This is a genomic window from Nocardia sp. NPDC056064, from assembly GCF_042266925.1.
In the GTDB taxonomy this organism is placed as follows: Bacteria; Actinomycetota; Actinomycetes; order Mycobacteriales; family Mycobacteriaceae; genus Nocardia.
In genome coordinates this window covers 2370032-2395337 of sequence record NZ_JBHJWO010000001.1, presented here as the reverse complement: position 1 = coordinate 2395337, position 25306 = coordinate 2370032, and the positions used below count along the sequence as shown (strand labels likewise).

Sequence of the window (25306 nt, the reverse complement as noted above, 5' to 3'; positions counted from 1 at the left end):
CTACTGTGGGCGGAGTGAATCGCCGGATCCTCACCCTGATCGTCGCCCTGGTTCCCGTCCTCGTCCTCGGCGTGGTCGGCAGTGTGGTCACCGTCCCGTTCGTGGCACTGGGCCCGGGCCCGACCTTCAACACGCTCGGCGAGGTCGACGGCAAACAGGTGGTGGACATCACCGGCGCGCCCGTGGACCCGACCACCGGGCACCTCAACATGACGACGGTCTCGGTGCGCGACGGGCTCAACCTGTTCGAGGCGTTCGGGTTCTGGGCCAGCGGTGAGCACGGCCTGGTGCCGCGCTCGGAGGTCTATCCGCCCGACGTCCCGCGCGAGCAGGTCGACAAGTCCAACCAGCAGCAGTTCAAGAACTCCGAGAGCAATGCCGAGGTCGCCGCGCTGCACTTCCTGAAGATGCCGACCGCCGTGGTGGTGCGCGGGGTCCTCGAGGAAGGCCCGGCCAACGGCGTCCTGGCCGACGGCGACGAGCTGATCAGCATCGACGGCACCCCGGTCACCGACCCCCAGCAGGTGGTCGACCACGTCGCGGCCAAGCGCCCCGGCGACACCGTCTCGGTGGTCTACCGCCGCGGCGACGGCGAGCACACCGCCGCGATCGTGCTGGCCCCGCTCCCGGACGAGCCGGAAAAGCCCTACATGGGCGTCGGCGTCGGCGAGGGCGGGCGCCCGCCGCTGGAAGTGGAGTTCAATCTCGCCGACATCGGCGGCCCCTCGGCGGGCCTGATGTTCAGCCTGGCGCTGATCGACAAGCTCTCGCCCGGTGAACTCAACGGCGGCCGGTTCGTCGCCGGGACCGGCACCATCGACCAGGACGGCAAGGTCGGCCCGATCGGTGGCATCCAGTACAAGATGATCGCCGCGCGCGAGGCGGGCGCGGAGACCTTCCTGGTCCCCGCCGACAACTGCAACGAGGCCCGCCAGCGCGCGCCCGAGGGTCTGCGCCTGGTCAAGGTCGACACGCTCGACAGCGCGGTCACCTCGCTGGCCGACATCGACGCAGGCCGCGACCCCATCAGCTGCGGCTGATCACTCCAACGTGTGGTGCAGGGCCTCGACCAGGCCCGGTGCCAGATTCGGGTAGGTGCGAAGGTCCAGGTCGCCGAAGCCGTCGTCGTCCTCGGGGCGGATCTGGAGCAGGCACAGTGAGGTGCCCTGGCGCAACACGCCCGCGATGAGGCGCGCGTCGCGGCGGCCGGGGTGGGCGTGGGCGGCGGCGCGCCCGGCGGCGTCGGCGGCGTCGTCGTCGGCCAGCAGCGGCACCAGCGCCTCGTCCAGATCGCTCTCGGCGTCCGGCGGCAGCACCACGATCTCCTGCACCAGCACGCAGCCCTCGACCGCGGGCGGCCAGGTGGTGGTGGCCAGGAATTCGTCGAGGGCCATCGAGCCGCCGGTGATGTCGTCCGGGAAGGCTTCCTGGGCGATGGGGGTGAGCTCGCTGCCGTCGTCGAGCTGGTCCTGTAGATCGGGTTCGGCCGCGGCCAGGTCGGCGGTCGGCACCAACGCGAACATCTGCGGCGGATTGCCCCAGCCCTCGGCGTCGGTGAACTCGACGACCTCGCGCACGCAGCGGGCGAGGAGAACTTCGGCGTGCTCGTCTTCGGTCACCCGTCCATCCAATCATTTTCGGCCCTGCCACTTGCACGGTGTCCGATTTCCGTAGAGTGGGCGCCAACGGTCCGTCTTCGGGCCATCCGCAACATCGGACTGCGGTGTCTGCGCCGATCACCGGCGTGGATACCGCCGGAGCAGGAGAGTGGCACCGTGGGCATGCGGCCCCCCACCGGCTTACCTTCGTTGTCCCGACGCAGCCGTGTGCTGCTGGTGACGGCAGTCGTCCTGGCGGCGCTGCTGCTGCTCGGGCCCCGGATCGTCGACGCCTACACCAATTGGCTGTGGTTCGGCGAGGTCGGCTATCGCAGTGTGTATCTGGGCGTGTTGCGCACGCGGCTGATCCTGTTCGTCGTCGTGGCGCTGTTCGTCGGACTGGTGGTGTGGGCGGCGTTGCTGCTGGCGTACCGCTCGCGTCCGGTGTTCGTGCCGGTCGCCGGGCCCAACGACCCGATCGCGCGGTACCGCACGACGGTGATGAGCAAGCTGCGGCTGTTCGGCGTCGGCATCCCGGTGCTGCTCGGCCTGCTCTCCGGGTTGGTCGCGCAGTCGAACTGGGCGACGGTGCAGATGTTCCTGCACGGCGGCGACTTCGGCCAGCAGGACCCGCAGTTCCACCTCGACGTGGGCTTCTACGCCTTCGATCTGCCGTTCTACCGGATGGTGCTGAACTGGCTGTTCGTCGCGGTGGTGATCGCCTTCTTCGCCAACCTGGTGACCCATTACGTGTTCGGCGGGCTGCGCCTGGCCGGCCGCGAGGGCACGCTGACCAGGGCCGCGCGCGTGCAGCTGGCGGTGCTGGCGGGCATCTTCGTGCTGCTCAAGGCGGTGGCCTACTGGTTCGACCGCTACGACCTGCTGTCGAGCACCCGCAAGGAGCCGACCTTCGGCGGCCCGTCGTTCACCGACATCAACGCGGTGCTGCCCGCCAAGCTGATCCTGCTCTCGATCGCGGTGATCTGCGCGGTCGCGTTCTTCGCCGGCATCGTGCTGCGTGATCTGCGGGTGCCCGCGATGGCGGCGGCGCTGCTGGTGCTGTCGTCGATCCTGGTCGGCGCGGTGTGGCCGATGGTGGTCGAGCAGTTCTCGGTGCGCCCCAACGCCGCCGACAAGGAGAGTCCGTACATCGAGCGCAACATCATGGCCACGCGCCAGGCGTACGGGATCACCGACGACAAGGTCGAGTATCAGGACTATCAGGGCGAGTCCAAGAAGAGCCCGCTCGAGGTGCCCGCCGACGCGGCCACCATCGGCAACGCCCGCCTGCTCGACCCGAACATCCTCTCGCCCACCTTCACCCAGCTCCAGCAGCGCAAGAACTTCTACGGCTTCCCCGAGTCGCTCGACATCGACCGCTACACCCTCAACGGGTCGGTGCAGGACTACATCGTGGCCGCGCGCGAGCTGCATCCGGAGGCGCTGTCGGGCAACCAGAAGGACTGGATCAACCAGCACACCGTCTACACCCACGGCAACGGCTTCGTCGCCGCGCCCGCCAACCGGGTGAACAAGCCGCAGTCCGACGCCCAGAGCGCCTCGGGCGGCAGCGATTCGGGCTACCCGCTGTTCATGGTGAGCGACCTGTTCACCAAGAAGGAAGACCAGCAGATCAAGGTCGACCAGCCGCGCATCTACTACGGCGAGCTGATCGCGCAGTCCGATCCCGACTACGCCATCGTCGGCGCGACCGAGGGCCAGGCCCCGCGCGAGTACGACTCCGACCAGGCCTCGTTCACCTACGACGGCAGCGGCGGTGTGTCGGTGGGCAACTGGTTCAACCGGCTGGCCTTCGCGGCCAAGTACGCCGAGCGCAACATCCTGTTCTCCTCGGCCATCGGTGACGAGTCCAAGATCCTGTTCAACCGTGGGCCGCGCGAGCGGGTGCAGAAGGTCGCCCCGTGGCTGACCACCGACGGCAACGCCTACCCGGCGGTCGTCGACAAGCGCATCGTCTGGATCGTCGACGCCTACACCACGCTGGACAAGTACCCCTACGCCCAGCCGACCTCGCTCGACGGCGCGGTCGAGGACAGCATCGACAAGAAGACCGGGCGCGTCATCCCGCGCAAGGAGGTCAGCTACATCCGCAACTCGGTGAAGGCCACCGTCGACGCCTACGACGGCACCGTCACCCTGTACGAGACCGACTCCACCGACCCGGTGCTCAAGGCCTGGCGCGGGGTGTTCCCGGACGCGGTCAAGCCCGAGAGCGAGATCTCGCCCGAGCTGCGCTCGCACTTCCGCTACCCGGAAGACCTGTTCAAGGTCCAGCGCGACATGCTGACCAAGTACCACGTGGACAACCCGCGCGAGTTCTTCACCAACAACGCGTTCTGGTCGGTGCCCAGCGATCCCACGATCGAGGGCGGCACCTTCAACCAGCCGCCGTACTACGTGCTGCTCGGTGACAAGAAGACCAACAAGCCGGTGTTCAACCTGACCTCGGCGATGGTCGGCTACAACCGTCAGTTCCTCTCGGCCTACATCTCGGTGCGCTCGGACCCGGAGGGCTACGGCAAGTTCACGGTGCTACAGCTCCCGGTGGAGACACAGACCCAGGGTCCACAGCAGACCCAGAACTCGATGACCACCGCCGACGCGGTGTCGCGGGAGAAGACGCTGCTGTCGAACTCGAACAAGATCCGCTACGGCAATCTGCTCACCCTGCCGGTGGCCGACGGCGGCATCCTGTACGTGGAGCCGTTCTACAACGAACGCAACACCGGGTCCTCGACGTTCCCGCAGCTGCTGCGTGTGCTGGTGAGCTACCGCGACGCGGCAGGCAGCGTGAAGGTCGGGTACGCGGCGACGCTGGCCGAGGCGCTCAACCAGGTGATGCCCGGTGCGGGCGCGCTGGCCACTCCGTTCGGTGGTGACCCGGCGCTGAAACCGAACCCCGGCACCCTGCCGCCGGTCGATCCGGGCACACCCGAGCCCGGGGAGACCACCCCGCCCGCCGGGACGACGACGCCGCCCGCGGGGTCGACCGCCCAGGAGGCGGCGGCCGCGGAGCTCAACCGCAAGATCGACGCGGTCCGCGCGGCCATGCGGTCGGGCAACTTCAGCGATTTCGGTAAGGCGCTCGAGGAACTCGACGCCGCGGTCCAGGCCTACCAGGACGCCGGCGGTCGCTGACCCGTCACACACGAAGGGCCCCGCCAACCGGCGGGGCCCTTCGTGTGCAGGGGGAGAGATGGTTTCTAGCCGCCGATCTGCGCGATCAGCGGGGCACTGGCGTCGAGCAGGTCCTGGTACTGCCCGGCGACACCGTACTGCTCGGCCAGACCGCGCCCGGCGGTGGTGGCCTGGTCGACGGCGGCCTGCAGCTGGCTGGGAGCCGCGGCGGGCAGCTCGACGGCGGGGGCTTCCTCGACCACGGCGGGCACGTTCTCCGGCTCGGACTCACCGGCCTGCAGGTACCGGCCGCAGTGCGGCCAGGCGCCGATGCCCTGGCTGGCGAGCACGTTCTCCGCGACGCGGATCTGCTCTTCCTTGCTGGCCGTGTGCGCCGAGCCCTGGCCGCCGTTGGCCGCCCAGGTGCTCTGCGAGAACTGCAGGCCACCGTAGTAGCCGTTGCCGGTGTTGATGCCCCAGTTGCCACCGCTCTCGCACTGGGCGACGCCGTCCCAGTTGTGGTTCGCGGCGGAGGCGGTGCCGGTGGCCAGGCTGAACGGAACGGCAACCAGGGCGCCGGTCACGGCGGCGACGCCGAGGGCACGGGTGCGGAATTTCCGGGTCTCAGTCATGGGGGAGACGCTAACCAAGAAATCCATGACGATCACATCTTGATAACGGGACAATTCTGTGAACGAAACAGACGCCTTTTCAATGTTTGCGCAGGATATCCCCGGGGAATAGTTACATACCGGTCGGCCTGTTACCCCTTCGTTATGTGGTCGAGATCACCGCGAAATCGTGACCCCGGTCACCGAATTCGGCGATATGGACGCCTTGACCGTGTTTGCTGTGTCGTACGTCACTCGATGGCCGCGCGGGGCGATCGAACGCCTGCCCAAGATCGCCTGCTGATCCAGAAAAACCTGGGTTGACCTGCCGATTTGGCATCAGCGCTCACCCGTGTGTAATGTTGTATTCACCGACGCGGGGTGGAGCAGCTCGGTAGCTCGCTGGGCTCATAACCCAGAGGTCGCAGGTTCAAATCCTGTCCCCGCTACAAAGATAAGGCCCGGAACCACCAGGTTCCGGGCCTTCTTCTTGTCACCGGCCGGTCAAGCGCGGCGCAACGTCACCTCGAAGCCCTCCGTGGTGCGCAGGGTGAATTCGGCGGTGTTCGAGGTCGCCATGATGTTGGCGGCCCGGTCCGCGCCGGTGATGCGCTCGACGACGGCCCGCAGGGCCGCGGACTGCGCGTTCCACTGGTCCTCCGGGGACTGCAGCAGGCCGTGGTAGACGCGCGGGGTGTCCGACAGGCCCTCGGGCTGCCAGCCGAAGCGGGGCGTGCTCGCCAGGAACATACTCAACGCGGTGCATTCGGCGCCCAGGCACAGCCGCACGGGCATCACGTCGTCGGCGTAGTCGTAGTCGCGCAGGCTCATCGTCCAGCCCGCCGGATCGCGGTGGTCGTAGCCGACGCCGGTGGGCGGGGCCAGGGTCAGGCCGGAGGTGTCGCCGGGACGGTTGTCGAGCAGGTCGGCGGTGAGCGGGCGGTCGGTGGCCGTGAACGACCACGTGTCGTCCTCGATGGGCTTGTGCCAGTACCCGGTGCGCCCGTCCTGGCTGCCCTCCACGCGCAGTTCGCGCTGTTCGGAGCGGCCGCCGGTGGTGTGCACGCTGATGGTCGAGGTGATCTCGCCGGGAATCTTGGGCTGGCGCACCCACGCCGGTGGCGGCAGGTGGATGCCGGTGTACTGCGGGAAGAACGGGCGCAGGAATTCGAACTGCCCCACCCAGGCGTCGAAATTGGTGGGCGCCTCGGCGCGATCGGGTTCGTCGCCATAGGTATAGGAGAAGAACAGGGTGTCGGCGCCGGAGATGTCGAAATCCCAGAGCCGGGTGAACATGTCGCCGTATTCGTTGATCAGGAAGGTCTGTGAACCCGACGCGCTCAGATTCACCGCCTGGAACCGTCCGTCGAGCGGGCCGGGCAGTTCGTAGCTGTAGTCGTCGGCGAACTCGGGCTGGTTCGGGCGCAGCGGATCGCTGCCCGGCAGCCACGGGTCGAGGATGTGGATGCGGTTGCCCTCCGGTGAGAGCACGAACACCGTGGTCACCCCGGCGCCGCCCACCGGCTGCTGTTTGCCGGTCGGATCGGTCCAGAAACCCTGCTGGCGGAACGGGATCAGCTGCACGTACTCCGGGTCCAGCCACGACAGGCTCCACGCGCGCGAAGCGGGCCGCACCTGGGTGCCGGTGGGATCGAGCCAGATGGGCGAACCGAACCGCGCCGTCCACCACCACAGTTCGGGGGTCTGGTCGGCCAGGTCCATGGTGAACACCCGCCCGCCCGGCACCACCGCGACCAGCCTGCTGCGATCCACCGAGATGGAGCTGATGTGCCCGCGCAGGCAGTTGGGCATCGGCGCCACCCGCCAGCCCGATTCCCCCTCGAAGGCCTTCACATACAGATTCCCGTCCAGCAGGGCGTACTGCCAGGCCTCGTTGAAACCACCCGTGGGGGTGCGCATCTCGATGCGGGCGGGCAGCTGTTCGGCGACTCCGGCGGGGGCGAGCGGCATGGTCAGCAGGCCGATGCCGGTGTTGGGGAAGTGCATCGGCAGCGGCCAGGCGCCCGCCCGGCCGGGCAGGGTGAGCGCGGCGCAGCTCAACCCCTCCGGCAGTACTCCGAAGGGCCACCATTCGTCGGCCACCGCCGGGCCACTCGCTGCCACGGTTGCCGCGGTGAGAGCGGTGGCAACCAGTCCGGACCAGCCTCGACGCATCGACGATCACACCTTTCGATCACCGGGTGCCGACACCCGGGAACACGGGTAACGCGCGAATGACCCGGGGTGCGCACACCCCGGTGAATCTCGAGAAGCGGTCGAACGCTATCAGCACGGACCCCGGACACAGCACAGCCGCCCGGAGATCCGGGCGGCCGCGGGGGTGATCGGGTGCTCAGGCGTCGAGATCGCTGGCGACGAGCTCGGCGATCTTGTCCAGGGTCGGCTGGTCGTCGCTGGTGACGACCACCTCCGCGCCCTGACCCGCGCCGAGGGTCATGATCATCAGCGCCGACCCCGCGTCGACCGGGTCGCCGCCGACCAGGCCGATGGTGACGGGAACGCCTGCCGCGCCGACGGCTTCGGCGATCAACGCGGCGGGCCGGGCGTGCAGGCCGACCGAGGAACCGACGGTGACGGTGGTGCTGGCCATGGGATATCTCCTTGTGTGCGAACGGACTACGCGGTGGTGGGGACGGGGGACGAGGTGCGGACGAATTCCTTGGCGAGGGTGACGCAGAGCGCGGCGACGACGGTGCCCACCAGCAGCGAGACCACGAACCAGCCGACATGGCCCATGGCGAAGAACACGAAGATCCCGCCGTGCGGTGCGCTGAGCGTGACGTCGGTGGCCATCACCAGGCCGCCGGTGATCGCGCCGCCGACCATCATCGACGGCAGTACCCGCAGCGGATCGGCCGCGGCGAAGGGGATGGCGCCCTCGGAGATGAACGAGGCGCCCAGCAGCCAGGCGGCCTTGCCGTTCTCGCGTTCGGCCTCGGTGTAGAGGCGCGGGCGCAGCAGCGTCGACAGGGCCATGGCCAGTGGCGGCACCATGCCCGCCGCCATCACCGCGGCCATGATCCGCAGCGTCGCCGGATCGGTGACCGACAGGCCCGCCACCGCGAACGAGTACGCGGCCTTGTTGACCGGGCCGCCGAGGTCGAAGCACATCATCACGCCCAGGATGACACCGAGCGCGATCGCGGAGGTGCCGGACAGGCCGTTGAGCCAGTCGGTGAGACCGTTGGTCACCGCCGCGAGCGGCTTGCCCAGCAGCACGAACATGGCGACACCGACGATCAGCGAGGCGAGCAGCGGAATCACCACCACGGGCATCAATCCGCGCGCCCACACCGGCACCGGCAGTTTCGCGACCCCGAGCGCCGCGAATCCGGCGACCAGACCGCCCACCAGGCCACCCAGGAATCCCGCCCCGACGAACACGGCGACGGCACCGGCGGTGAAACCCGGCGCCAGGCCGGGCCGGTCGGCGATGGCGAAGGCGATGTACCCGGCCAGCGCCGGGACCAGGAAGGCGAAGGCGAGCGCGCCGATCTGATAGAGCACGGCACCGAAGTAGGTGGCCAGGCCGCCGTCGGGGAGATCGGTGAGGGAGTTGTCCAGCACGATCGTCTTGGCGGTATCGGAGATCTCGTAGCCGCCGAGCAGGAAGCTCAGCGCGATGAGCAGACCACCCGCGGCGACGAACGGGATCATGTAACTCACGCCGGTCAGCAGGATCTGGCGCAGGCGGGTGCCCCAGCCGATGCCCTTGGCCGCCTGGTCCGGTCCGGGCGCCGTGCCGCCGACGGTCGCGGCACCCGGTGTGGTGCTCGCGGTGACGGCTTCGGCGATCATGGCGTCGGGTTCGTTGATGGCGCGTTTGACCCCGGACTCGACCACCGGCTTGCCCGCGAACCGGCCCCGCTCCTTCACGCCCACATCGGTGGCGAAGACGACGGCGTCGGCCGCGGCGATGGTGGCGGCGTCGAGCGTGGCGCCGCCGCTGGAGCCCTGGGTCTCGACGGTGACATCGACCCCGGCCCGCTCACCGGCGGCGACCAGGGAATCGGCCGCCATGTACGTATGGGCGATACCGGTGGGACAGGCCGTGACGGCGATAATCCGGGGGCGTGGTCCCGAGTCGGCGCGCACCTTGTCGGTGGATACCGCCCCAGCTGACTTGTCGGCGCCTGACCCGGTGACGGTATCGGAACCGGTTGGTGTGGAACCGGATTCGCTCCCGGCGACACTCGCCCGTGACACGGCGCCCGTCGTGGCAGTGGCGCCGGTGGTGGCGGCCCCGGCACTGCCTGCGGGCCGGTCACCGCCTGCGGTTGACGGAGTCGGCGCGATAGCCTCGTCGACCAGCGCCACGATCTCCGCCGGGGTGGCGGCCGAGCGCAGGCTCGCGACGAAGTCCGGGCGTACGAGCGCACGGGCCAGTGCCGACAGCAGTTTCATGTGTTCGGCACCCGCGCCGTCCGGGGCGGCGATGAGGAACACCAGGTCGGCGGGGCCGTCGGGGGCGCCGAAGTCGACCTTCGGGGCGAGGCGGGCGAAGGCCAGCGACGCCGTGGTGACGGCCGGGACGCGGCAGTGCGGGATGGCGATGCCGCCGGGCAGCCCGGTGGCCGACTGCGACTCCCTGGCCAGCGCGGCCGCGCTCACCTCGGCGGCATCGCTCGCGCGTCCCGCCGCGGCGAGCAGGTCCGCCAGGGCGGTGATGACCGCGTCCTTGCCGGTGCCCAGGTTCGTATCGAGGGTGATCAGGTCGGTGGTGATGATCGGAGCGGCCATCGTGGTGTCTTTCGGGAGTGGGGGTGGTGCTGGGGTCGGCGGAATCAGTCGGCGCGGGATGCGGGGTGTGTGGGTGGGGTGGTTTCGGCCGGCGGGTCGGCAGCGGTCGGCGTCCGGACCTCCAGCGGTACCGCCGTGACCAGGTCGAGGTCGGCGGCGGTCGGCAGTTCGGTGCCGGGCAGGGCCGCGGCGGCGCTGCCGAAGGCGACGGCGTGCCGCAGCCGATCCGCCGGACCCGCACCGGCGAGGTCGGCGATCAGATATCCGGCCAGCGCCGAATCTCCCGCGCCGACCGTGCTGCGCGCGACGATCGGCGGGGCGGCGGCGAACCAGGCGCCCTCGCCGGTCACCAGCACCGCCCCCGCCGCGCCGAGGGTCGCCAGGACCGCGCCGACTCCGCGTTCGAGCAGGGCCGTCGCGGCAGCGGCCGCGGCCGTGGGATTCTCGAGGTCGCGCGGGTCGCGGCCGGTGAGCTGGGCCAGTTCGTCGGTGTTGGGCTTGACGAGATCGGGTGCGGTGACAGGGGATTCGCCGAACAGCGCGAGCAGAGGCGCGTCGGAGGTGTCCACGGCGATGCGGGGACCGGCCCCGTGCGTGGCGGTGGACAAGGTGGCGACGAGCCGCGCGTACCAGTCCTCGGGCACACCCGGCGGCAGCGAGCCCGACAGCACGATCCATTCCGCCCCGGCGGCCGACTCGACCAGCAGTGCGGTGAGCGCGGCGAGGTCCGGCCCGGTCAACGGGCGACCCGGTTCGTTGATCTTGGTCGTGGTGCCGTCGGTCTCGGCGATGGTCAGATTGGTCCGCGGCTGACCGGGCACCGCCACGGTGCGGTACGCGATGCCCGCCGTCCGCAGACCGGTCACCACCGGGTCGTCCTCCGCGCCGGGCAGTACGGCGGTCACCGGCACGCCGTCACCGGCGACCACGCGCGCCACATTCACACCCTTGCCGCCGGGATGGGAGGTGACCTCGCTCGCCCGGTGCACCTGCCCGCGCCGCAGCGGCTCGGTGAGCGTCACCGTCCGGTCGACACTCGGGTTCGCGGTCAGCGTGACGATCACGCGATCACCACCTGGATACCCGCGGCGACCAGCTCCGCGTGGGTGCCCGCCGGGATGCCGGAATCGGTGACCAGCACGTCGATGTCCTCTACGGTGCCGAAGCGGACGAAGTCCTCCCGGCCGATCTTGTCCGCGTCGGCGACCACCACCACCCGGTCGGCCGCGGCGATCATCGCGCGCTTCACGGCCGCCTCCTCCGGATCGGGGGTCGACAGGCCGTGGCGCAGGGTGAGCGCGTTGGTGCCGAGCAGCGCGACGTCGACGCGCAGCTCACCGAGCAGCCGCAGCGTCTCGGCGCCCACCGCGGCCTGGGTGACACCGCGCACCCGCCCGCCGAGCAGCTGTACCCGCACCCCGGCGAAACCGGTGAGCCGGGTGGCGATCGGCAGGGAGTTGGTGACCGCGACGAGGTCGAGATCGGTGGGCAGGGCCGCCGCGACACGGGCGGTGGTGGTGCCCGCGTCGAACAGCACGCTGCCGCCCGCCGCGGGCAGGAAGGGCAGGGCCAGCGTGGCGATGCGGTCCTTCTCGGCCGCGCGGGTGCCCTCCCGTTCGGCGGTGCCCGGTTCGAGGGTGGTGAGCGCGCCGGAGCCGACGGCCCCACCGTGCACGCGCCGGATCAATCCGAGCCGGTCGAGCACCGCCAGGTCGCGGCGCACGGTCTCGGTGGTGACCCCGTACCGGTCGGCGAGCTCGGCGACGGAGACACGGCCGCGATCCCCGATCAGGGCCGCGATGGCCTGCTGCCGTTCCTCGGCGTACATGGGTTCCTCCCGCTCGGTGAATCTGTACTCCTGTTGTTTTATGCCCGTTTGTGTGGCTTTGTCAATGGATTTTCGTGAGCCGAGTCACAATCGTTGCCGGTGCCGCAGTGCCCGACATCACCCCGGCGGGCGTCGGGTGACCGGCATCACGACGAGAAACGGTGCAGGTCAAGGGATTTCGATCGAGTCGTCACGCCGCCGTTACGCGCACCGCCGGTGATCGACACGTGCGCGGGTGAGGCTGACCCGCATGAGGCGATTCGCAGTGCGACCCCGTGTCACGGCGCTGGCCTGCGAGGTGTGCGGGCGGCTGCCGCACCCCGAGCGCAGACGGCTGGCGCTGGCCAAACTCGCGGCGGTGTTCCCGGTGGAGCTGGCGCTGCACGCGCTGGTCATCCACCTGCACCCGCCCTACCTGCTCACCGTCACGCTGCTCACGATCACCACCACGATCCTGGTGATCTGGGTCGTCGAGCCCTCGGCCATGCGGGTACTCGGCGGCTGGCTGCACGGCCCGGAACTACGGCACCGCGACCGGATCGACGGGGCGCCCGCGCTGTGGCGCATCCGGGTGCGCCTGGCCGACCGCCCCGGTGCGCTGGAGACCCTCGCCAAACACCTGGCCCAGCGGGAGGTGAACATCCTGACCGTGCATGTGCACCAGCTCGAGGACGCGGTACTCGACGAACTCGTCGTCGCCGCGCCCGCGGAGGTCACCGTGCACAGCATCACCTCGGCCGTGGTGCAGGCCGGTGGGTCGGGGGTGCGGGTGTGGCCCGCGTCGGTGCTCTCGCTGATCGACGGGCAGACCAAGGCGCTCACGATCGCCGCGCGCATCGTCGGCGATCCGGACGAATTGCCCTTGGCCGTGGCGGAACTGCTCGGGGCGCGCTACCTGGCGCCCGGCACGCCCGCGGTCGCGGAATCGGGGGCGGGCACGGTGCTGGCGCTGCATCGTGAGGAGCGGCGGTGGGAATTCGCGCGGCCCGACGAACCGTTCACGCCCGCCGAGATCGCCCGCGCGCACCGGCTGGCCGATCTGGCGGCGCTCACCGCCCGGCGGCGCTGAGGCTCAGTCGAATCCGAGATCGGCGGTGAGCGGATCGCGCAGGGCGCCCTCGGCGGCGCGCAGCCGGTCGGTGACGGAGGTGAGCAGGTCCATGGAATCCTGGGACAGGCCGAGGGCGAGCCGGGTCAGCCGGCGGGTGGCGGCGCACGTGATGCGCTCGGCCAGGAGGGCGTCCGGGTCGGCGGGTGCGGCCGAGTGTTCGACGACGGTCACGACAGGGGCACTCACAATCTCGGAACGCGCTGCTGGATACGCTGCTGCCTATTTTCGAGTATGACGCAGCTTACATCCACCCTGCGGTCCATGACCCCCGGCAGGCATGGGAAAGTTCAGCGATGAGTCAGTTCGCCGACTATCAGAACGAGATCTACCTGGCCGCGCTGGGTGGGGTCCAGCCCGATTTCCCCATGGACTACGCCACCCTCGAGCGCAAGGCCGCCGCCGCGCTGCCCGACACCCTGCTCAACTACATCGCCGGTGGCGCGGGCGACGAGCTCACCCAGCGCCGCAACGCCGAGGCGTTCGCCGACTGGGGTCTGGTGCCGCGCATGCTGGTCGGCGCGACCGAGCGCGACCTCACTGTCACCGCGTTCGGCCACACCTTCGCCAGTCCGCTGTTCCTGGCGCCGGTCGGTGTGATCGGCCTGGTCGGCGAGAACGGGCACGGCGATATCGCGGTGGCGAAGGCGTCGGCGGAAACCGGTGTGCCCGCGATGTATTCGACGCTCATGGAGGACCCGCTCGAAGACGTGCGCCCGCACGCCGGTGACACCCCCTCCTTCTTCCAGCTCTACACCCCGAAGAACCGTGAACTGGCCGAGAGCCTGGTGCGTCGCGCCGAGGCCGCGGGCTACGCGGGCATCACCGTCACCCTCGACACCTGGGTGCCCGGCTGGCGCCCGCGCGATCTGGCCAGTGGCAACTTCCCGCAGTTGCGCGGCCACGTCCTGAAGAACTACACCAGCGACCCGGTCTTCCAGCAGATGGTCGGCTCCGACGATCCCAAGCTCATTGTCCTGCACTGGATCGCGACCTTCGGCAACTCGCTGACCTGGGACGACCTCACCTGGCTGCGCTCGCTGACCGACCTGCCGATCATCCTCAAGGGCATCTCGCATCCCGAGGACGCCCGCAAGGCCATCGATTTCGGCGCCGACGGCATCTACTGCTCCAATCACGGTGGGCGCCAGGCCAACGGCGGGCTCAGCGCGCTGGAGACCCTGCCCGCCGTCGTCGCGGCCTGCGACGACCGGGTGCCGGTGCTGTTCGACTCCGGCGTGCGCTCGGGCGCCGACGTGGTGAAGGCGCTGGGCCTGGGCGCGACGATGGTCGGTATCGGCAGGCCCTATGTGTACGGGCTGGCGCTGGGCGGGGTGCGCGGTCTGGTGCACGTGCTGCGCAGCTATGCCGCCGAGGCCGATCTGCTCATGGCCGTCAACGGCTACCCGGATGTGGCCGCGGTGCGCGAGAACATCCGGCCGACCACCCGGGGCAACGCCGCGCGCGGCTGAGTCACCGGGTCCGGTCACCCGCGGCGGGAGCGGTTTTCGGGGCCCGGCGGCGGACTCGGGGCGGAACATGTCGGTGCCGTGCGGCATCATCGGTGCACACCACGCAGAAGTACGCCACGCACCAACCTTCCGGAGTCCACGATGTCCTCGCCGAGCACCAAGTCCGCATCCCGCCGATCCGCCCCGCAGATTCTGTCCGAGGCCGAGCTCGCGCGCATCGCGGGCGAGCTCGCCGAGGGAAAACCGCCGATGGTGTGGTTCACCGCCGCCGCCGTCGGTGTGGCCGAAGGGAAATCGGGCAAGGTCGTCGCGCTGGGCGACCCGGCCGACGGTGACTTCCTGCAGGTGCGCCCCACCGGTTCCAAGGATGTGCTCTCGTTCGGCCCGAGCGAGGTGACGCTGACCAAGCCGGCCCGCGGTACTGCCGCGGCGCCGAGCAATCGAAAGGAAACCACTGTGACCCAGCCGTCGACCCCGCCGAGCGCCGCTCCGACGCCGCCCCGCTCGCTCGCGTCGGTGCCCGCCGAACCCGCGGCCAAGCCGGCCCCGGCACCCGCTCCGGCGCCCGCGGCGGCTCCCGGGACAGCGCGTCCGGCCAAGGCGCCCGCGGCGCGCAAGCCCAAGGCGCCCGAGGTGACCGTCACCCTCACCGGCACGGCCGACGGGGAGTGGACCGTCGATGTGGTCAACGGCAAGAAGCGCAGTGTGAAGGGCATGGCCGTCACCAGCGCCGCGGTCGCGCAGGCGGCCAAGATCCTGCACCCCGAGGTCGCCGAGGTGGTCGCGGGAATCCTGGAGGCTGCCCGGGGCGCCCAGCAGCAGAAGGTCGCCCAGTTGCAGGCCGAACTGGAGGCGGCCAAAAGGCTCCTCGCCGAACTCGGTGACTGACTGACCGGCGCTACACCGCGGTGCTGGTCGGTTCGGTGGTGTGCAAGAGGCTGGGGCGCAGCGGTTTTCGCAGGTCGTCGTGGAAGGCCAGACCGAGGCTGTATTCCTTCGCGTGGTACATGGCGGCGTCGGCGCGGCGGAGCAGGTCGTAGACGGTGGTGTCGGTGGGGCGGGTGCTCAGACAGGCGACGCCGATGCTGGCCGTGACGGGGATTTCACCACAGCTCAGGTCGAAGGGCCGGACGAAGGCACCGAGCAGTTGCTGGGCCAGCACGGCGGCCTCGGCTCTGGTGCGCGGGGCCAGGACCACGAACTCGTCGCCGCCGTAGCGGGCGGTGACATCGGCACGGCGGGTGGTGCGCCGGATGCGGGAGGCGGCGTGGGCGATGAGTTCGTCGCCCACGGCGTGCCCGTAGCTGTCGTTGACGCGTTTGAAGCCGTCGAGATCGATGAACAGCAGGCACAACGGCTTTCCGGCCCACTCCGTGCGGTGGCGGTGCGGCGCGCGCAGCAGCGCGCCCCGGTTGAACAGGCCGGTCAGCAGGTCGTGGTCGGCCTGATACTGGGCGCGGCGTTCGCTGCGCAGGCTGCGCGCGATGGCGCGTTCGCTGCGCACCAGCACGCCGACGAGCAGCAGGGTGAGCAGCAGACAGATCACCACCCGGTCGCCCGGGCCGAGATCGGCGCCGACCACGCTCACCAGCGACGCGGCCACCAGCGCCACCGCGATCGCGCCCGCGCGCCGGCGCGAGCGATGCGGGTGCACCTCGCCGAGGTGGTAGAGCGTGCCCATGCTGGGTTGCAGCGCGGCCAGCCCGGCGAGCAGGTAGGCCCACTGCTGCGGCACCGCGGCCAGCTCGGCGTCGATGACGAGAGTGCCCGCCGCCGTGAGACTTTCGACGAGACCGCCGACGAGCACGGCCACCATCGCCGCCTGTAGCAGGCGCAGCGAGGTCGCCGAGCCGACCACGGTGGCCAGCGAATGCGCGAGCACGGTCAGCAGCACCGCGTGGATCACCGGGTAGCTCGCGGCGAAGGTGGTGTCGAGCCCGACGCCGTGGCGCAGGATCGGTGAGATCAGGAAGGTCCATGACGCCAGCAGCGCGCTGAGCCCGATCAGGGTCGAATCCAGCCAGAGGTCGCGGGCGTTGCCGAAGCGGCGCGGTTGCAGCCACCCCACCGCCGCGATCCCCAGACACAGGTAGGCGGCCAGTGTGCACAGGTCGTCGACCGGATGCCAGGCCGGATGCAGGCCCAGCTCACGTATCGCGGTGCCCAGGGCGAACAGCGGCACCGACGCGGCGAGCAGATACCACGGCAGGCGGTGGGCGGGACGGTGCCTGCGCAGCCCGTAGCCGATCATCGCCAAGCTGCCCGCCACGATCACCACGAGCAGCGAGAACGACAGTGCGCGAGCCCCGAACAGTGGTGCGAGCAGCACGGCCCCCGCCGCGCCGAGCAGTACCGCGTACCACCGCAGGCTGCCGTGGCGTGTCTCGCTGATGGTCATCAGCCCCCCTCGTCCTGCTAACCTGCGCACGCGACAAGCGCCGATCGAACGTGTGGCCGGTGAATGCTCGCGAGCACCGGTCGAGGAGCACCGGGTGGTGTTGTCCGAGCGAAATCCCCAGCCGGCTCGCGCCGACGCTCAAAACTTGACAACTCAGTCGATCATGACACGTGCGACGGCGTGTTGTCGCCCCGTTGACCGGTTTGCCGGAAACCGATTTCGCCCCCGGAAGAAGGGACTGCCATGGACAGGTGGATCGCCCCCGGCCGGGTGAACATCATCGGCGAGCACACCGACTACAACGACGGCTTCGTGCTGCCGATCGCGCTGTCGCTCGGCGTCGTCTGCGCCGCCGAGCCGCGTGCCGACCGGCGGGTCCGGCTGACCTCGGTCCAGCGGCCCGGCGAGCTCATCGACTGCTCGCTGAATGCACTTGGGGCGCAACGGGATCAGCTGCCCGGGTGGGCGCGCTATCCGCTCGGCGTCGTCCACGAATTCGTCCGCCGTGGGCTGCCCGTCGGCGGCGTTCGTCTCGACCTCGGCGGCACCGTGCCGATCGGTGCCGGGCTGTCGTCTTCGGCCGCGCTGTGCTGCGCGGTGGCGCTCACCCTGCGCGACCTGTTCGCCCCCGACCTGGGGAAACGCGCGCTGATCGATATCGCCCGCGCCGCGGAGAACCACTTCGCGGGCGTGCCGACGGGCGTGCTCGACCACTCGGCCTCGATCCTGTGCACCGCGGGCCACGCGCTGTTCCTCGACGTGCGAGCCTTCAACTCCGCGAATGCTGGTGCCACCGAACAGATTCCGTTCGATCTCGCCGCCAACGACCTGGCGCTGCTGGTCGCCGATACCGGTCAGCCCCACGACCTGTCCGACGGCGCGTACGCCGAACGTCGGGCCCAGTGCGAGGCCGCCGCGGCGGCGCTGGGACTGGTGTCACTGCGCGACGCCGACGCCGACGACCCGGCCCGGCTGACCGATGAGGTGTTGCGGCGCAGGGCCACTCACGTCGTCACCGAGAATGCCCGGGTCCTCGCGGTCGCCCAGCGGTTGCGCGCGGGTGCCGACCCGCGTGTCGCCGGCCCCCTGCTCACCGCGTCGCACGACTCCCTGCGCGACGACTTCGAAGTCTCCACGCCCGCACTGGATCTCGCGGTCACCGCCGCGCTCGAGCACGGCGCCCACGGTGCCCGGATGATCGGCGGCGGCTTCGGTGGCAGCGTGCTCGCGCTGGTCGACCACGCTGCCGTCGACCGGGTGCGCCGGGCCGTCCTGGACCGGTTCGCCGCCGAAGCCCTGGCCGCGCCTCGCGTGTTCCCGGTCGAACCCGCGGCGGGTGCGCGGCGCCTCACCTGAGGGGGTGTACCGCGGGCCTCCGGTGCACGGCGACGGTGAGGTTCGCTGTCACCGCTGCGACCGTGACGGTCAGGACCCGGAGCTCCCGGTGTCGAGACTGCCGCCGCCCTGACATCCGGGCGTCTCCGGGTCCGGCGTCGGTGTCCCGGGTGGCGCGGGGGCGACGACCACGGTTTCCGAGACCGTCTCCGAACCCTGGGTGAGGGTGATGGTGCGGGTTCCGGCCACGGTCGGGGTCCATGCGATGCTCATTCCGGCCGCGTCCATGCCCGGGTCGAAGCGGCGGAAGCAGGTGCCGTTGTCGTCGGCGGTCACCATGGCGGAGCCGAAGATCGAGGAGCCGACGGTGGCGAACAGGTGGGTGGTGGAGCCGACCACGAAGCCACCGGGTGGCGGGGTGGCGCGCAGGGTCAGGATGCCGCTGGGGGAGGTGTCGGCGGCGGCGGTGGGCAGGGCGGTGGCCGCCACGACGGCGGCGGACACGGCGACGGCGGCGCTCCAGCCGAGGCGGCGGCGCGTGGTGCTGGGTGTACTACTCATGGGCGAACGCTAACGCCACGGCCAAGTGTGGAACTGGAGTATTCCACTTTTGTCCTGCCCTGAAAACCAGGGGCGCCCTCACGCCTGGGTGGCTCCCGCGATGCCGTCCTGGACGACGAAACTCGCGCGGTCGGCGATCGGCGCGCCGGGGCGGGTGACGTACGGGACGACTCGGAAGTCGCTGCGCCACAGTCGATGATCGAGCTCGACGCGGACGTATCCACGCTGGCGGTTGTAGAACTTCATGTCGGGGTTTGCGGCGAGCAGGACACGGCCGGTGTCGGTGAGATCGGCGCCGTCACCGCCGGTGGTGATCGAGGTGCCGGTGAATTCGGTGGCGACCACGGCCGAGGCGGGGTCGCTGTAGTCGCGGCGCAGATCGGCGACATAGTTCTCGTGCCGGTCGCCGGTGATCACCACCAGATTGCCCGCCGCGCGATCGGCGGCCGCGCCGAGCACCGCGTTGCGGTCGGCGACGTAGCCGTCCCAGGCGTCGGTGCCCACCAGCAGCGCCGGGCCGGGGTCGTAGTCGGATTGCGCCATCGCGACCTGATTGCCGAGCACCTGCCAGCGCGCCGGCGAGGTGGCCAGGCCGTCGACGAGCCAATCGCGCTGGGCCGCACCGAGAATCGTGCGTCCGGTATCGAAGCGTTCGGCGCAGCCGGTGACCGCGGTGCCGTCGCCGCAGGCCAGCGCGGAACGGTACTGCCGGGTGTCGATCATGGTGAACTCGGCCAGGTCGCCGAAGCGGTAGCGGCGGTGCAGGTGCATGTTCGGCCCGATCGGCAGCTGGGCGCGGCGCATCGGCTGATACTCGTACATCGCCTGGAAGGCCGCGGCCTTGCGGCGCCGGAACAGCGGCGGCAGGCGGTGGATGTCGAAGCCGAGGCCGGGATGCTCACCGGCCCAGTTGTTGTCGACCTCGTGGTCGTCGAGGGTGACCAGCCACGGGAAGGCCGCGTGCGCGGCTTGCAGCGGTGCCTCGGACTTGGCCTGGGCGTAGCGCAACCGGTAGCCGGTGAGATCCACCGCTTCCCCGGCGAGCTGTGGGGGCATGCTCGCCCCGCGCCGGGCCAGCAGCCAGGAGGTCTCGTAGATGTAGTCGCCCAGGTGGACGACCAGATCCAGGTCCTCGGCCGCCAGATGGTCGTAGGCGGTGTAGTAGCCGGAGCTCCAGGACTGACACGAGGCGAACGCGAACCGCATCCGCGTGGTCGCGGTGTCCGCGGCGGGCGCTGTCCGGGTGCGTCCGGCCGGGGAGATCGCCGAACCCACCCGGAACCGGTAGTGGTACCAGCGATCCGGTGCGAGTCCGGCGATCTCGGGATGCACGCTGTGGCCGAGAGCGCGGGTGGCCACGGCCTCACCCCGGGCGACCACCCGCGCGAACCGTTCGTCCTCGGCGACCTCGTATTCGACGGTGACCGGAGCGACCGGCATCCCGCCGTAGCCGTCGGGCGTGAGCGGGTCCGGTGCCAGTTTCGTCCACAGCACGAAGCCGTCCGGGGTCGGCTCGCCCGAGGCGACACCCAGCGAGAACAGGTCGCCGCCGGGGCGGCGCGGGGCAGCGAAGCGGGCGCTGCTCGCCGCCGAGGCGCCCACCGCGGCCGCGAGCGACCCGGCGACGCCGTAGCGCAGCAGCTGCCTGCGGGACACCGCCATCGCCCGTATTCCTTTCGCCGCCGACCGGAGATCACTGTCGATTCTGTCCGGTTTCCGCGCGCGCGGCGAGTCCCGGACCCGCCCGTGGCCGGTCCGGGACGCGGTACCCGCTACTTCGCGGGCGGGGTGAACGGGGCGTTGATGGTGGTGAAGTACTGGATCGCCGCCCCGACCGCGACCGGCGCCGCGATGAGGACCTGCCCGGCCAGCGCGCCCAGCGAGCCGACGGCGAGGATGCCGCCGAGGCAGCCCACCGCGGCGGCGGGGATGAACGGGCCGAACAGGCCGATGATGGTGGCCGAGGCGACCGTCGCGCCGACGACGCCGCCGAGCACACAGCCGACCGCCGCGCCACCCAGGCCACCGACCAGCGCGCCGATCGCGGCACCGAGGCTGATGGTGCTGGTCATCCGCGACCAGGCGGCCTGCTCACGGTCGTATTCCGACTTCCACGGTGCCTTGTCCTCGAACGGCAGCGCGACCGGCTTGTAGATGGCCTTGGTCATGTCCAGCTCGGGGGTCAGGGTGGCGCTGCGGCCGGAGATCTCGGCGGCGATCGGGAATTCGAAGTCGTCGAGGCGGAAGTGCAGCGGGGTGGCGGCGACGGTGGTGCCATCGGCGGCCAGCACCTTGAACGCGCCGTCCTCGGCGACCAGCGAACCCGCGTCGGTGGTGATGTGGGAGACGCCGTCGATCGCCTCGGCGGTGAAACCGATCGGCGCGGGGTCCGCGTGCGCGGTGCCCACGGTGACGGTGCCCGCGGTGAGCAGGGCGGCGGTGACGGCGGCGAGCGTGGTGAACTTCATGGTGAATCCTTCAGCTGGAGCGTCCGCGGGCATGCGTCATCGCGACGGCACCCGGGACGGGAAAGTGTGTGGCGGCGCGGCGGTTTCGCCGCGCCGGATGGGGGGAGTGGGTCAGGCGTCGGGGTAGGCGCGCGCGGCCAGGCCGAGCGCCACATCGACGAGCAGGAACGCGAGCAGGCTCAGCCCGACCAGCGGAACGAACCAGCCGACCGCGACCGCGGCGCCGACCAACGGCACGGCCAGCCACGGCGAGGTCCGCCGCAGGACCCCGCGCCGCGGCGGCGTGCCGAGGGCGAGGCCGGTCGCCTTGCGGGTCGGCCTGCGCTGCCACCACATGACGTAGCCGAGCACCGCGACGGTGATCAGGCCGAGCATGATCGCCAGCAGCAGCAGCTGATTGGGCAGCCCGAACAGCAGGCCCATGTGGAAGGCGATGCCCCAGTTGGTCAGCTTGGCCATCAGCGGCCAGTCGGCGTAGGCGAGCCGGTCGGTCACCGTGCCGCTCGCGCCGTCTACGGCGACCGCGTCGATGGTGTAGGTGCCCGGCAGGCGGATCTCCTTGACGACGAACGCCTGCCCGGGCTTGCCGGGAATGGCGATCTCGGCGCCCTGGGTGATGCCCTCGGCCTCGGCCACCGCGAACACCCGGTCGAGCTGGGCGATGGTGGCCGCCGGGTCGGCCGGGGCGGGGGCGACGGTGCCCGCGCTGTGGTGGTCGCCGCCGGCGGGCTGGGCCGGGCCGGTCGCGCCGGGCAGGGTCGCGGTGACGGCGGGGGTGGTCCAGCTGAGTTCCTGGCGCAGCTTCGTGACGTTCTCGCCCGCGTAGGTCGACCAGGTCATGCCGGTGGCCGAGAGCAGCAGCGCCACCGGCAGCACCCACAGCCCGATCGCGCCGTGCCAGTTCATCTTCCGGCGCCGGGGCTGGGACAGGTCGGGGGCCAGCAGCCAGCGGGCGTCGTTGCGGGTACGGCGCTTGCGCACCCGCCGCACCCACAGCACCAGCCCGAACAGCGCGATCACCCACAGCCAGGACGCGGCCAGCTCGCTGTAGAGCCTGCCCGGTTCGCCCAGGTGCAGGCTGCGATGGAACTCGCTGAGCCAGGCCCGCAGCGGCAGCGCGCCGCCACTGCCGTAGACCACGGCCTCGCCCACCGGCTGCGCGGTGTGCGGGTCGACGAAGACCGACAGGCGCTCGGAATCACCCAGCGACGGGTCGTTGAACAGCACCCGGGTGGTGTCACCCGGTCCGGGAGCGGGGGCGACGGCGACCGGGGTGAGATCCGGCCGGGCCGCGACGGCGGCACCGACCTGCGCGGAGATCGCCTGGTCGGGGCCGGTGGTGTCGACGTGCAGCAGATCGCGCGAGACGATCTGCTCGAGTGTCGGCGCGATGGCGTAGAGCGCGCCGGTGAAGGCCGCGATGAGGATGAACGGGGCGACGAAGATCCCCGCGTAGAAGTGCAGGCGCAGCGCCAGCGGCGCCAGGCGCGGGGTCCGGCGCGGGCCGGGTGGTGGGGTCGCCGAGGGGTCGACCTCGGCCGGACGGACGTCCGTGATGCTCATGATGATTCGTTTCTGCCAGGGCTGGAACCCGGTGCACGCGGACAGACAGCGCTGCCGGGGCCGTGGAGTACCTGGCCGATGCTGATGCGCAGGCGGCATCACCCGTGCGGCCGGCGCATCGGGGAGATCGGCCGGAGATCGCGGCGTCAGGACAGCGCACGGCGAAGGTCCGTGCACCGGGTGAGGGAGATCAGAAAGGAATCGCGAGCGGGGGACCGCGGGTGCGCAGGGCTTGCGCGGCGAAGATCCGCAGGATGACGCGGTCGCGGTGGACCAGGCGCAGCGGCGCCGGGTCGGGAATGCGGGGAGTGCGGTAGCGCAGGGGCAGGACGCGCGCCAGGACGGCGGCGCCGACGCGGTAGGCGGCCTCGGCACCGAGGATGACGGCGGCGGCCAGGATCGCGGCCACCAGGTGGGCGCTGAGCATGCCGAGGCCGAGCGAATCGGCGCCGTGATGGGAATGCCCGGACCAGCTCATGGTGGTGTGGCCGAGCAGCTGCCCACCCAGCAGCACCGCGGCCAGCCCGATCGCGCCGTGGCGCAGCGGGCCGATACCCGCCACCACCGCGCCGATCAGCGCCGAGACCGCGGCCAGCAGCGCCACGGTGGTACTTCCGGGCAGCGCGCCCCCGGCGGCCAGGCCGTGCGCGGCCAGCGACAACGCCCCCGACATCGAGCCCGCGCAGGCACCGCGCAGCCGCGCGCCGACGGCACGCGACGGCGCGGACGCCTGCTCGAACTCGATGATCACCGGCTGATGATAGACGACCGGTATCGGCTCACTGCTCGTCGACCGTCATCTCGATCAGCGGCTTGCGCAGCAGTTTGCCGGTAGCGTTGCGGGGCAGTTCCTCGACGAAGATCACCTCGCGCGGCACCTTGTAGCGGGCCAGGTTCGCGCGCACGAACTCCTTGATCTCGGCGGCGTCGCGCGCGGACTCCGGGCCGGGCACCACGAACGCGCGCAGCCGCTTGCCGTAGTCGCGGTCGTCGACGCCCACCACGGCCGCCTCGAACACATCGGCGCGGCCCGCGATGAGGTTCTCCACCTCGAGCGGGAAGACGTTCTCGCCGCCGGAGACGATCATGTCGTCGTCGCGGCCGTCGATGTAGAGCAGGCCGTCTTCGTCGAAATGGCCGACGTCACCGCTGGACATCATGCCGTCGACCATCTCCTTGGTGCGGCCGTCGGTGTAGCCGGTGAAGGCGAAACCGTTGTCCACGAAGATGGTTCCGGTGACATTCGGCGCGGTGATCGGCTTGCGGTTCTCGTCGAGCAGCACGATCCGGATGCCGACCGGCGCCTTGCCCGCGGTGGTCGGCGCCTTGCGCAGGTCCTCCGGGGTGGCCACGGTCATCACCGCGCACTCGGTGGAACCGTAGAGGTTGTAGAGACTGTCGCCGAAGTAGTCCAGGGTGCGGGTCACCACGTCGGGGGCGATGGCCGAGCCCGCCGCGAAGATCACCTTCATGGTGCTCGGGTCGTATTTCGCCAGCACCTTCTCGTCGAGATCGAGGATGCGCTGGAGCATGGTCGGCACCACGACCAGCGAATCCGCCCGGTACTTCACGACATTGGCCAGCGTGGCTTCGGGATCGAACTTGCGCTGCTGGAAGATCACCCGGTTGCCCAGGGCCAGGCCCAGGGTGAACTGGGACAGGCCGGTGCCGTGGAAGATCGGCGCGGCCATGATCATGGTGCCGTTGTTGGGCAGCGGCACCCGGTCGACGAACTGCGCCGAGGCGAAGGGCGAGACCTTGTCGCGCGGGGCGCCCTTGGGCGTGCCGGTGGTGCCGCTGGTCAGGATGACCATGCCGCCGGGCTTGCCGGGCGCGCTCAGCGGCGCGGCCGACCGGCCCGCCGACAGCGACTCGACGGTGGGAATCGAGGGATCGACGCCGTGCGCCTCGTCGACCCAGGTGAGCACCCGCGGGATATCGGCGGGGATGGCACTCATCAGGTCGACGAACTCGCTGTCGTGCAGCACCGCCTTGACCTTCTCGCGCGCGGCCACATCGGCGAACTGCGGCTTGGCGAACCCGGTGTTCATCAGCACGGCCCGCACACCCAGCTTGCCCGCGGCCAGCAAGCTCAGCACCATGCCGCGGTGGTCGCGGGCCAGCACCGCGACGACGTCGCCCTCGGTGACACCACTGGCCCGCAGCCCCCGCGCGAAGGCGTTGGACTGCTCGTCGAGCTGGCCGAAGGTCAGCTCACCGCGCTCGTCGACGATCGCGCCCGCGGTGGGCCGCGACTGCGCCGCGTGCATCACCACGCCCGCGAACGGCCCGAACTTGGAGACGTTGAAGAACGAGCGGGCGGCATGGTCGGGGCGCAGCGGATTGAACAGCTTGCGGTCCACCATGACCTTGACGCCGAGAGCGAAATCGCCGGCGCGCCGGGCGGTGCCACCGAGCGCGGGCAGAGACAGAGACATGGAACAGCCTTCCGGCGGTGGCCCATG

At 70.7% G+C, this 25306-nt stretch carries 21 protein-coding genes and 1 tRNA gene; 7 read left to right on the top strand and 15 right to left on the bottom strand.

The features are described from left to right. The first annotated feature begins 14 nt into the window (after nt 1-14). Complete coding sequence (locus ACFC06_RS10970) at nt 15-1040, top strand: PDZ domain-containing protein (protein ID WP_375929586.1); 1026 nt, start codon at nt 15-17, stop codon at nt 1038-1040. On the opposite strand, the gene ACFC06_RS10965 is transcribed toward ACFC06_RS10970, so the two are convergent. After that, on the bottom strand, nt 1041-1619 hold the full coding sequence (locus tag ACFC06_RS10965) for a PPA1309 family protein (RefSeq protein ID WP_375929585.1): 579 nt from the start codon (nt 1617-1619) through the stop codon (nt 1041-1043). A gap of 156 nt (nt 1620-1775) precedes the next feature. On the opposite strand from ACFC06_RS10965, the gene ACFC06_RS10960 reads away from it, so the two are divergent. Further along, nucleotides 1776-4757, top strand: a complete 2982-nt coding sequence (locus ACFC06_RS10960; RefSeq protein ID WP_375929584.1) for a UPF0182 family protein — start codon at nt 1776-1778, stop codon at nt 4755-4757. 65 nt (nt 4758-4822) lie between these two features. Here ACFC06_RS10960 and ACFC06_RS10955 read toward each other — a convergent pair whose 3' ends face one another. Beyond that, the gene (locus ACFC06_RS10955; RefSeq protein ID WP_375929583.1) at nt 4823-5368 is read right to left on the bottom strand and encodes a transglycosylase family protein; all 546 of its coding nucleotides are present in this window, start codon (nt 5366-5368) and stop codon (nt 4823-4825) included. A 354-nt stretch (nt 5369-5722) separates the two neighbouring features. On the opposite strand from ACFC06_RS10955, the gene ACFC06_RS10950 reads away from it, so the two are divergent. Then, nucleotides 5723-5796: transfer RNA gene (locus ACFC06_RS10950), tRNA-Met, on the top strand. 55 nt (nt 5797-5851) lie between these two features. Here the strand turns inward: ACFC06_RS10950 and ACFC06_RS10945 are convergent. The 5 genes from ACFC06_RS10945 to ACFC06_RS10925 form a co-directional block, all read right to left on the bottom strand. Then, complete coding sequence (locus ACFC06_RS10945; protein ID WP_375929582.1) at nt 5852-7471, bottom strand: hypothetical protein; 1620 nt, start codon at nt 7469-7471, stop codon at nt 5852-5854. Nucleotides 7472-7700: 229 nt separating this feature from the next. Continuing rightward, nucleotides 7701-7958, bottom strand: coding sequence for an HPr family phosphocarrier protein (locus tag ACFC06_RS10940; protein ID WP_375929581.1), 258 nt, complete (start codon nt 7956-7958; stop codon nt 7701-7703). A 26-nt stretch (nt 7959-7984) separates the two neighbouring features. After that, a complete protein-coding gene (locus tag ACFC06_RS10935; protein ID WP_375929580.1) occupies nt 7985-10108 on the bottom strand; it encodes a fructose-specific PTS transporter subunit EIIC in 2124 nt (707 codons plus the stop codon). A 44-nt stretch (nt 10109-10152) separates the two neighbouring features. Further along, nucleotides 10153-11172, bottom strand: a complete 1020-nt coding sequence (locus tag ACFC06_RS10930; RefSeq protein WP_375929579.1) for a 1-phosphofructokinase family hexose kinase — start codon at nt 11170-11172, stop codon at nt 10153-10155. Next, a complete protein-coding gene (locus ACFC06_RS10925; RefSeq protein ID WP_375929578.1) occupies nt 11169-11936 on the bottom strand; it encodes a DeoR/GlpR family DNA-binding transcription regulator in 768 nt (255 codons plus the stop codon). Before ACFC06_RS10925 ends, ACFC06_RS10930 begins: the two co-directional genes overlap by 4 nt. Nucleotides 11937-12186: 250 nt before the next feature. On the opposite strand from ACFC06_RS10925, the gene ACFC06_RS10920 reads away from it, so the two are divergent. Next, the gene (locus ACFC06_RS10920; protein ID WP_375929577.1) at nt 12187-13005 is read left to right on the top strand and encodes an amino acid-binding protein; all 819 of its coding nucleotides are present in this window, start codon (nt 12187-12189) and stop codon (nt 13003-13005) included. A gap of 3 nt (nt 13006-13008) precedes the next feature. Here the strand turns inward: ACFC06_RS10920 and ACFC06_RS10915 are convergent, their stop codons facing one another. Further along, nucleotides 13009-13218, bottom strand: coding sequence for a hypothetical protein (locus ACFC06_RS10915; protein WP_375929576.1), 210 nt, complete (start codon nt 13216-13218; stop codon nt 13009-13011). A gap of 122 nt (nt 13219-13340) precedes the next feature. Between ACFC06_RS10915 and ACFC06_RS10910 the strand changes: the two genes are divergently transcribed. Continuing rightward, nucleotides 13341-14516, top strand: a complete 1176-nt coding sequence (locus ACFC06_RS10910) for an alpha-hydroxy-acid oxidizing protein (RefSeq protein ID WP_375929575.1) — start codon at nt 13341-13343, stop codon at nt 14514-14516. A 141-nt stretch (nt 14517-14657) separates the two neighbouring features. Beyond that, on the top strand, nt 14658-15404 hold the full coding sequence (locus tag ACFC06_RS10905; RefSeq protein ID WP_375929574.1) for a DUF6319 family protein: 747 nt from the start codon (nt 14658-14660) through the stop codon (nt 15402-15404). A gap of 10 nt (nt 15405-15414) precedes the next feature. Here the strand turns inward: ACFC06_RS10905 and ACFC06_RS10900 are convergent, their stop codons facing one another. After that, nucleotides 15415-16914 carry a diguanylate cyclase gene (locus tag ACFC06_RS10900; protein ID WP_375929573.1) on the bottom strand — a complete coding sequence of 500 codons (1500 nt, stop codon included), beginning with the start codon at nt 16912-16914 and terminating at the stop codon, nt 15415-15417. A gap of 243 nt (nt 16915-17157) precedes the next feature. Here ACFC06_RS10900 and galK point away from each other — a divergent pair, with 243 nt between their 5' ends. After that, entirely contained in the window at nt 17158-18270 is a 1113-nt protein-coding gene (galK, locus tag ACFC06_RS10895; RefSeq protein ID WP_375929572.1) for a galactokinase, read from the top strand. Between the two features lie 69 nt (nt 18271-18339). Here galK and ACFC06_RS10890 read toward each other — a convergent pair whose 3' ends face one another. The 6 genes from ACFC06_RS10890 to ACFC06_RS10865 form a co-directional block, all read right to left on the bottom strand. Further along, entirely contained in the window at nt 18340-18810 is a 471-nt protein-coding gene (locus ACFC06_RS10890; protein ID WP_375929571.1) for a hypothetical protein, read from the bottom strand. Between the two features lie 78 nt (nt 18811-18888). Continuing rightward, on the bottom strand, nt 18889-20472 hold the full coding sequence (locus ACFC06_RS10885) for an alkaline phosphatase D family protein (RefSeq protein ID WP_375929570.1): 1584 nt from the start codon (nt 20470-20472) through the stop codon (nt 18889-18891). A gap of 110 nt (nt 20473-20582) precedes the next feature. After that, nucleotides 20583-21278: a hypothetical protein gene (locus tag ACFC06_RS10880; protein WP_375929569.1), complete on the bottom strand. Its 696-nt coding sequence runs from the start codon at nt 21276-21278 to the stop codon at nt 20583-20585. Nucleotides 21279-21389: 111 nt separating this feature from the next. After that, complete coding sequence (locus tag ACFC06_RS10875; RefSeq protein WP_375929568.1) at nt 21390-22841, bottom strand: PepSY-associated TM helix domain-containing protein; 1452 nt, start codon at nt 22839-22841, stop codon at nt 21390-21392. 190 nt (nt 22842-23031) lie between these two features. Further along, nucleotides 23032-23592 (bottom strand): hypothetical protein, encoded by a 561-nt coding sequence (locus ACFC06_RS10870; protein ID WP_375929567.1) that lies wholly within the window; start codon nt 23590-23592, stop codon nt 23032-23034. Between the two features lie 28 nt (nt 23593-23620). After that, complete coding sequence (locus tag ACFC06_RS10865) at nt 23621-25279, bottom strand: acyl-CoA synthetase (protein WP_375929566.1); 1659 nt, start codon at nt 25277-25279, stop codon at nt 23621-23623. Nucleotides 25280-25306: the final 27 nt, after the last annotated feature.

Coding starts and splice junctions, on each gene's coding strand:
- ACFC06_RS10910 (WP_375929575.1), top strand. CDS start 13,341: ATGAGTCAGTTCGCCGACTATCAGAACGAGATCTACCTGGCCGCGCTG.
- ACFC06_RS10905 (WP_375929574.1), top strand. CDS start 14,658: ATGTCCTCGCCGAGCACCAAGTCCGCATCCCGCCGATCCGCCCCGCAG.
- ACFC06_RS10890 (WP_375929571.1), bottom strand. CDS start 18,810: ATGAGTAGTACACCCAGCACCACGCGCCGCCGCCTCGGCTGGAGCGCC.
- galK (WP_375929572.1), top strand. CDS start 17,158: ATGGACAGGTGGATCGCCCCCGGCCGGGTGAACATCATCGGCGAGCAC.
- ACFC06_RS10920 (WP_375929577.1), top strand. CDS start 12,187: ATGAGGCGATTCGCAGTGCGACCCCGTGTCACGGCGCTGGCCTGCGAG.
- ACFC06_RS10880 (WP_375929569.1), bottom strand. CDS start 21,278: ATGAAGTTCACCACGCTCGCCGCCGTCACCGCCGCCCTGCTCACCGCG.
- ACFC06_RS10935 (WP_375929580.1), bottom strand. CDS start 10,108: ATGGCCGCTCCGATCATCACCACCGACCTGATCACCCTCGATACGAAC.
- ACFC06_RS10865 (WP_375929566.1), bottom strand. CDS start 25,279: ATGTCTCTGTCTCTGCCCGCGCTCGGTGGCACCGCCCGGCGCGCCGGC.
- ACFC06_RS10900 (WP_375929573.1), bottom strand. CDS start 16,914: ATGACCATCAGCGAGACACGCCACGGCAGCCTGCGGTGGTACGCGGTA.
- ACFC06_RS10925 (WP_375929578.1), bottom strand. CDS start 11,936: ATGTACGCCGAGGAACGGCAGCAGGCCATCGCGGCCCTGATCGGGGAT.
- ACFC06_RS10940 (WP_375929581.1), bottom strand. CDS start 7,958: ATGGCCAGCACCACCGTCACCGTCGGTTCCTCGGTCGGCCTGCACGCC.
- ACFC06_RS10875 (WP_375929568.1), bottom strand. CDS start 22,841: ATGAGCATCACGGACGTCCGTCCGGCCGAGGTCGACCCCTCGGCGACC.
- ACFC06_RS10955 (WP_375929583.1), bottom strand. CDS start 5,368: ATGACTGAGACCCGGAAATTCCGCACCCGTGCCCTCGGCGTCGCCGCC.
- ACFC06_RS10885 (WP_375929570.1), bottom strand. CDS start 20,472: ATGGCGGTGTCCCGCAGGCAGCTGCTGCGCTACGGCGTCGCCGGGTCG.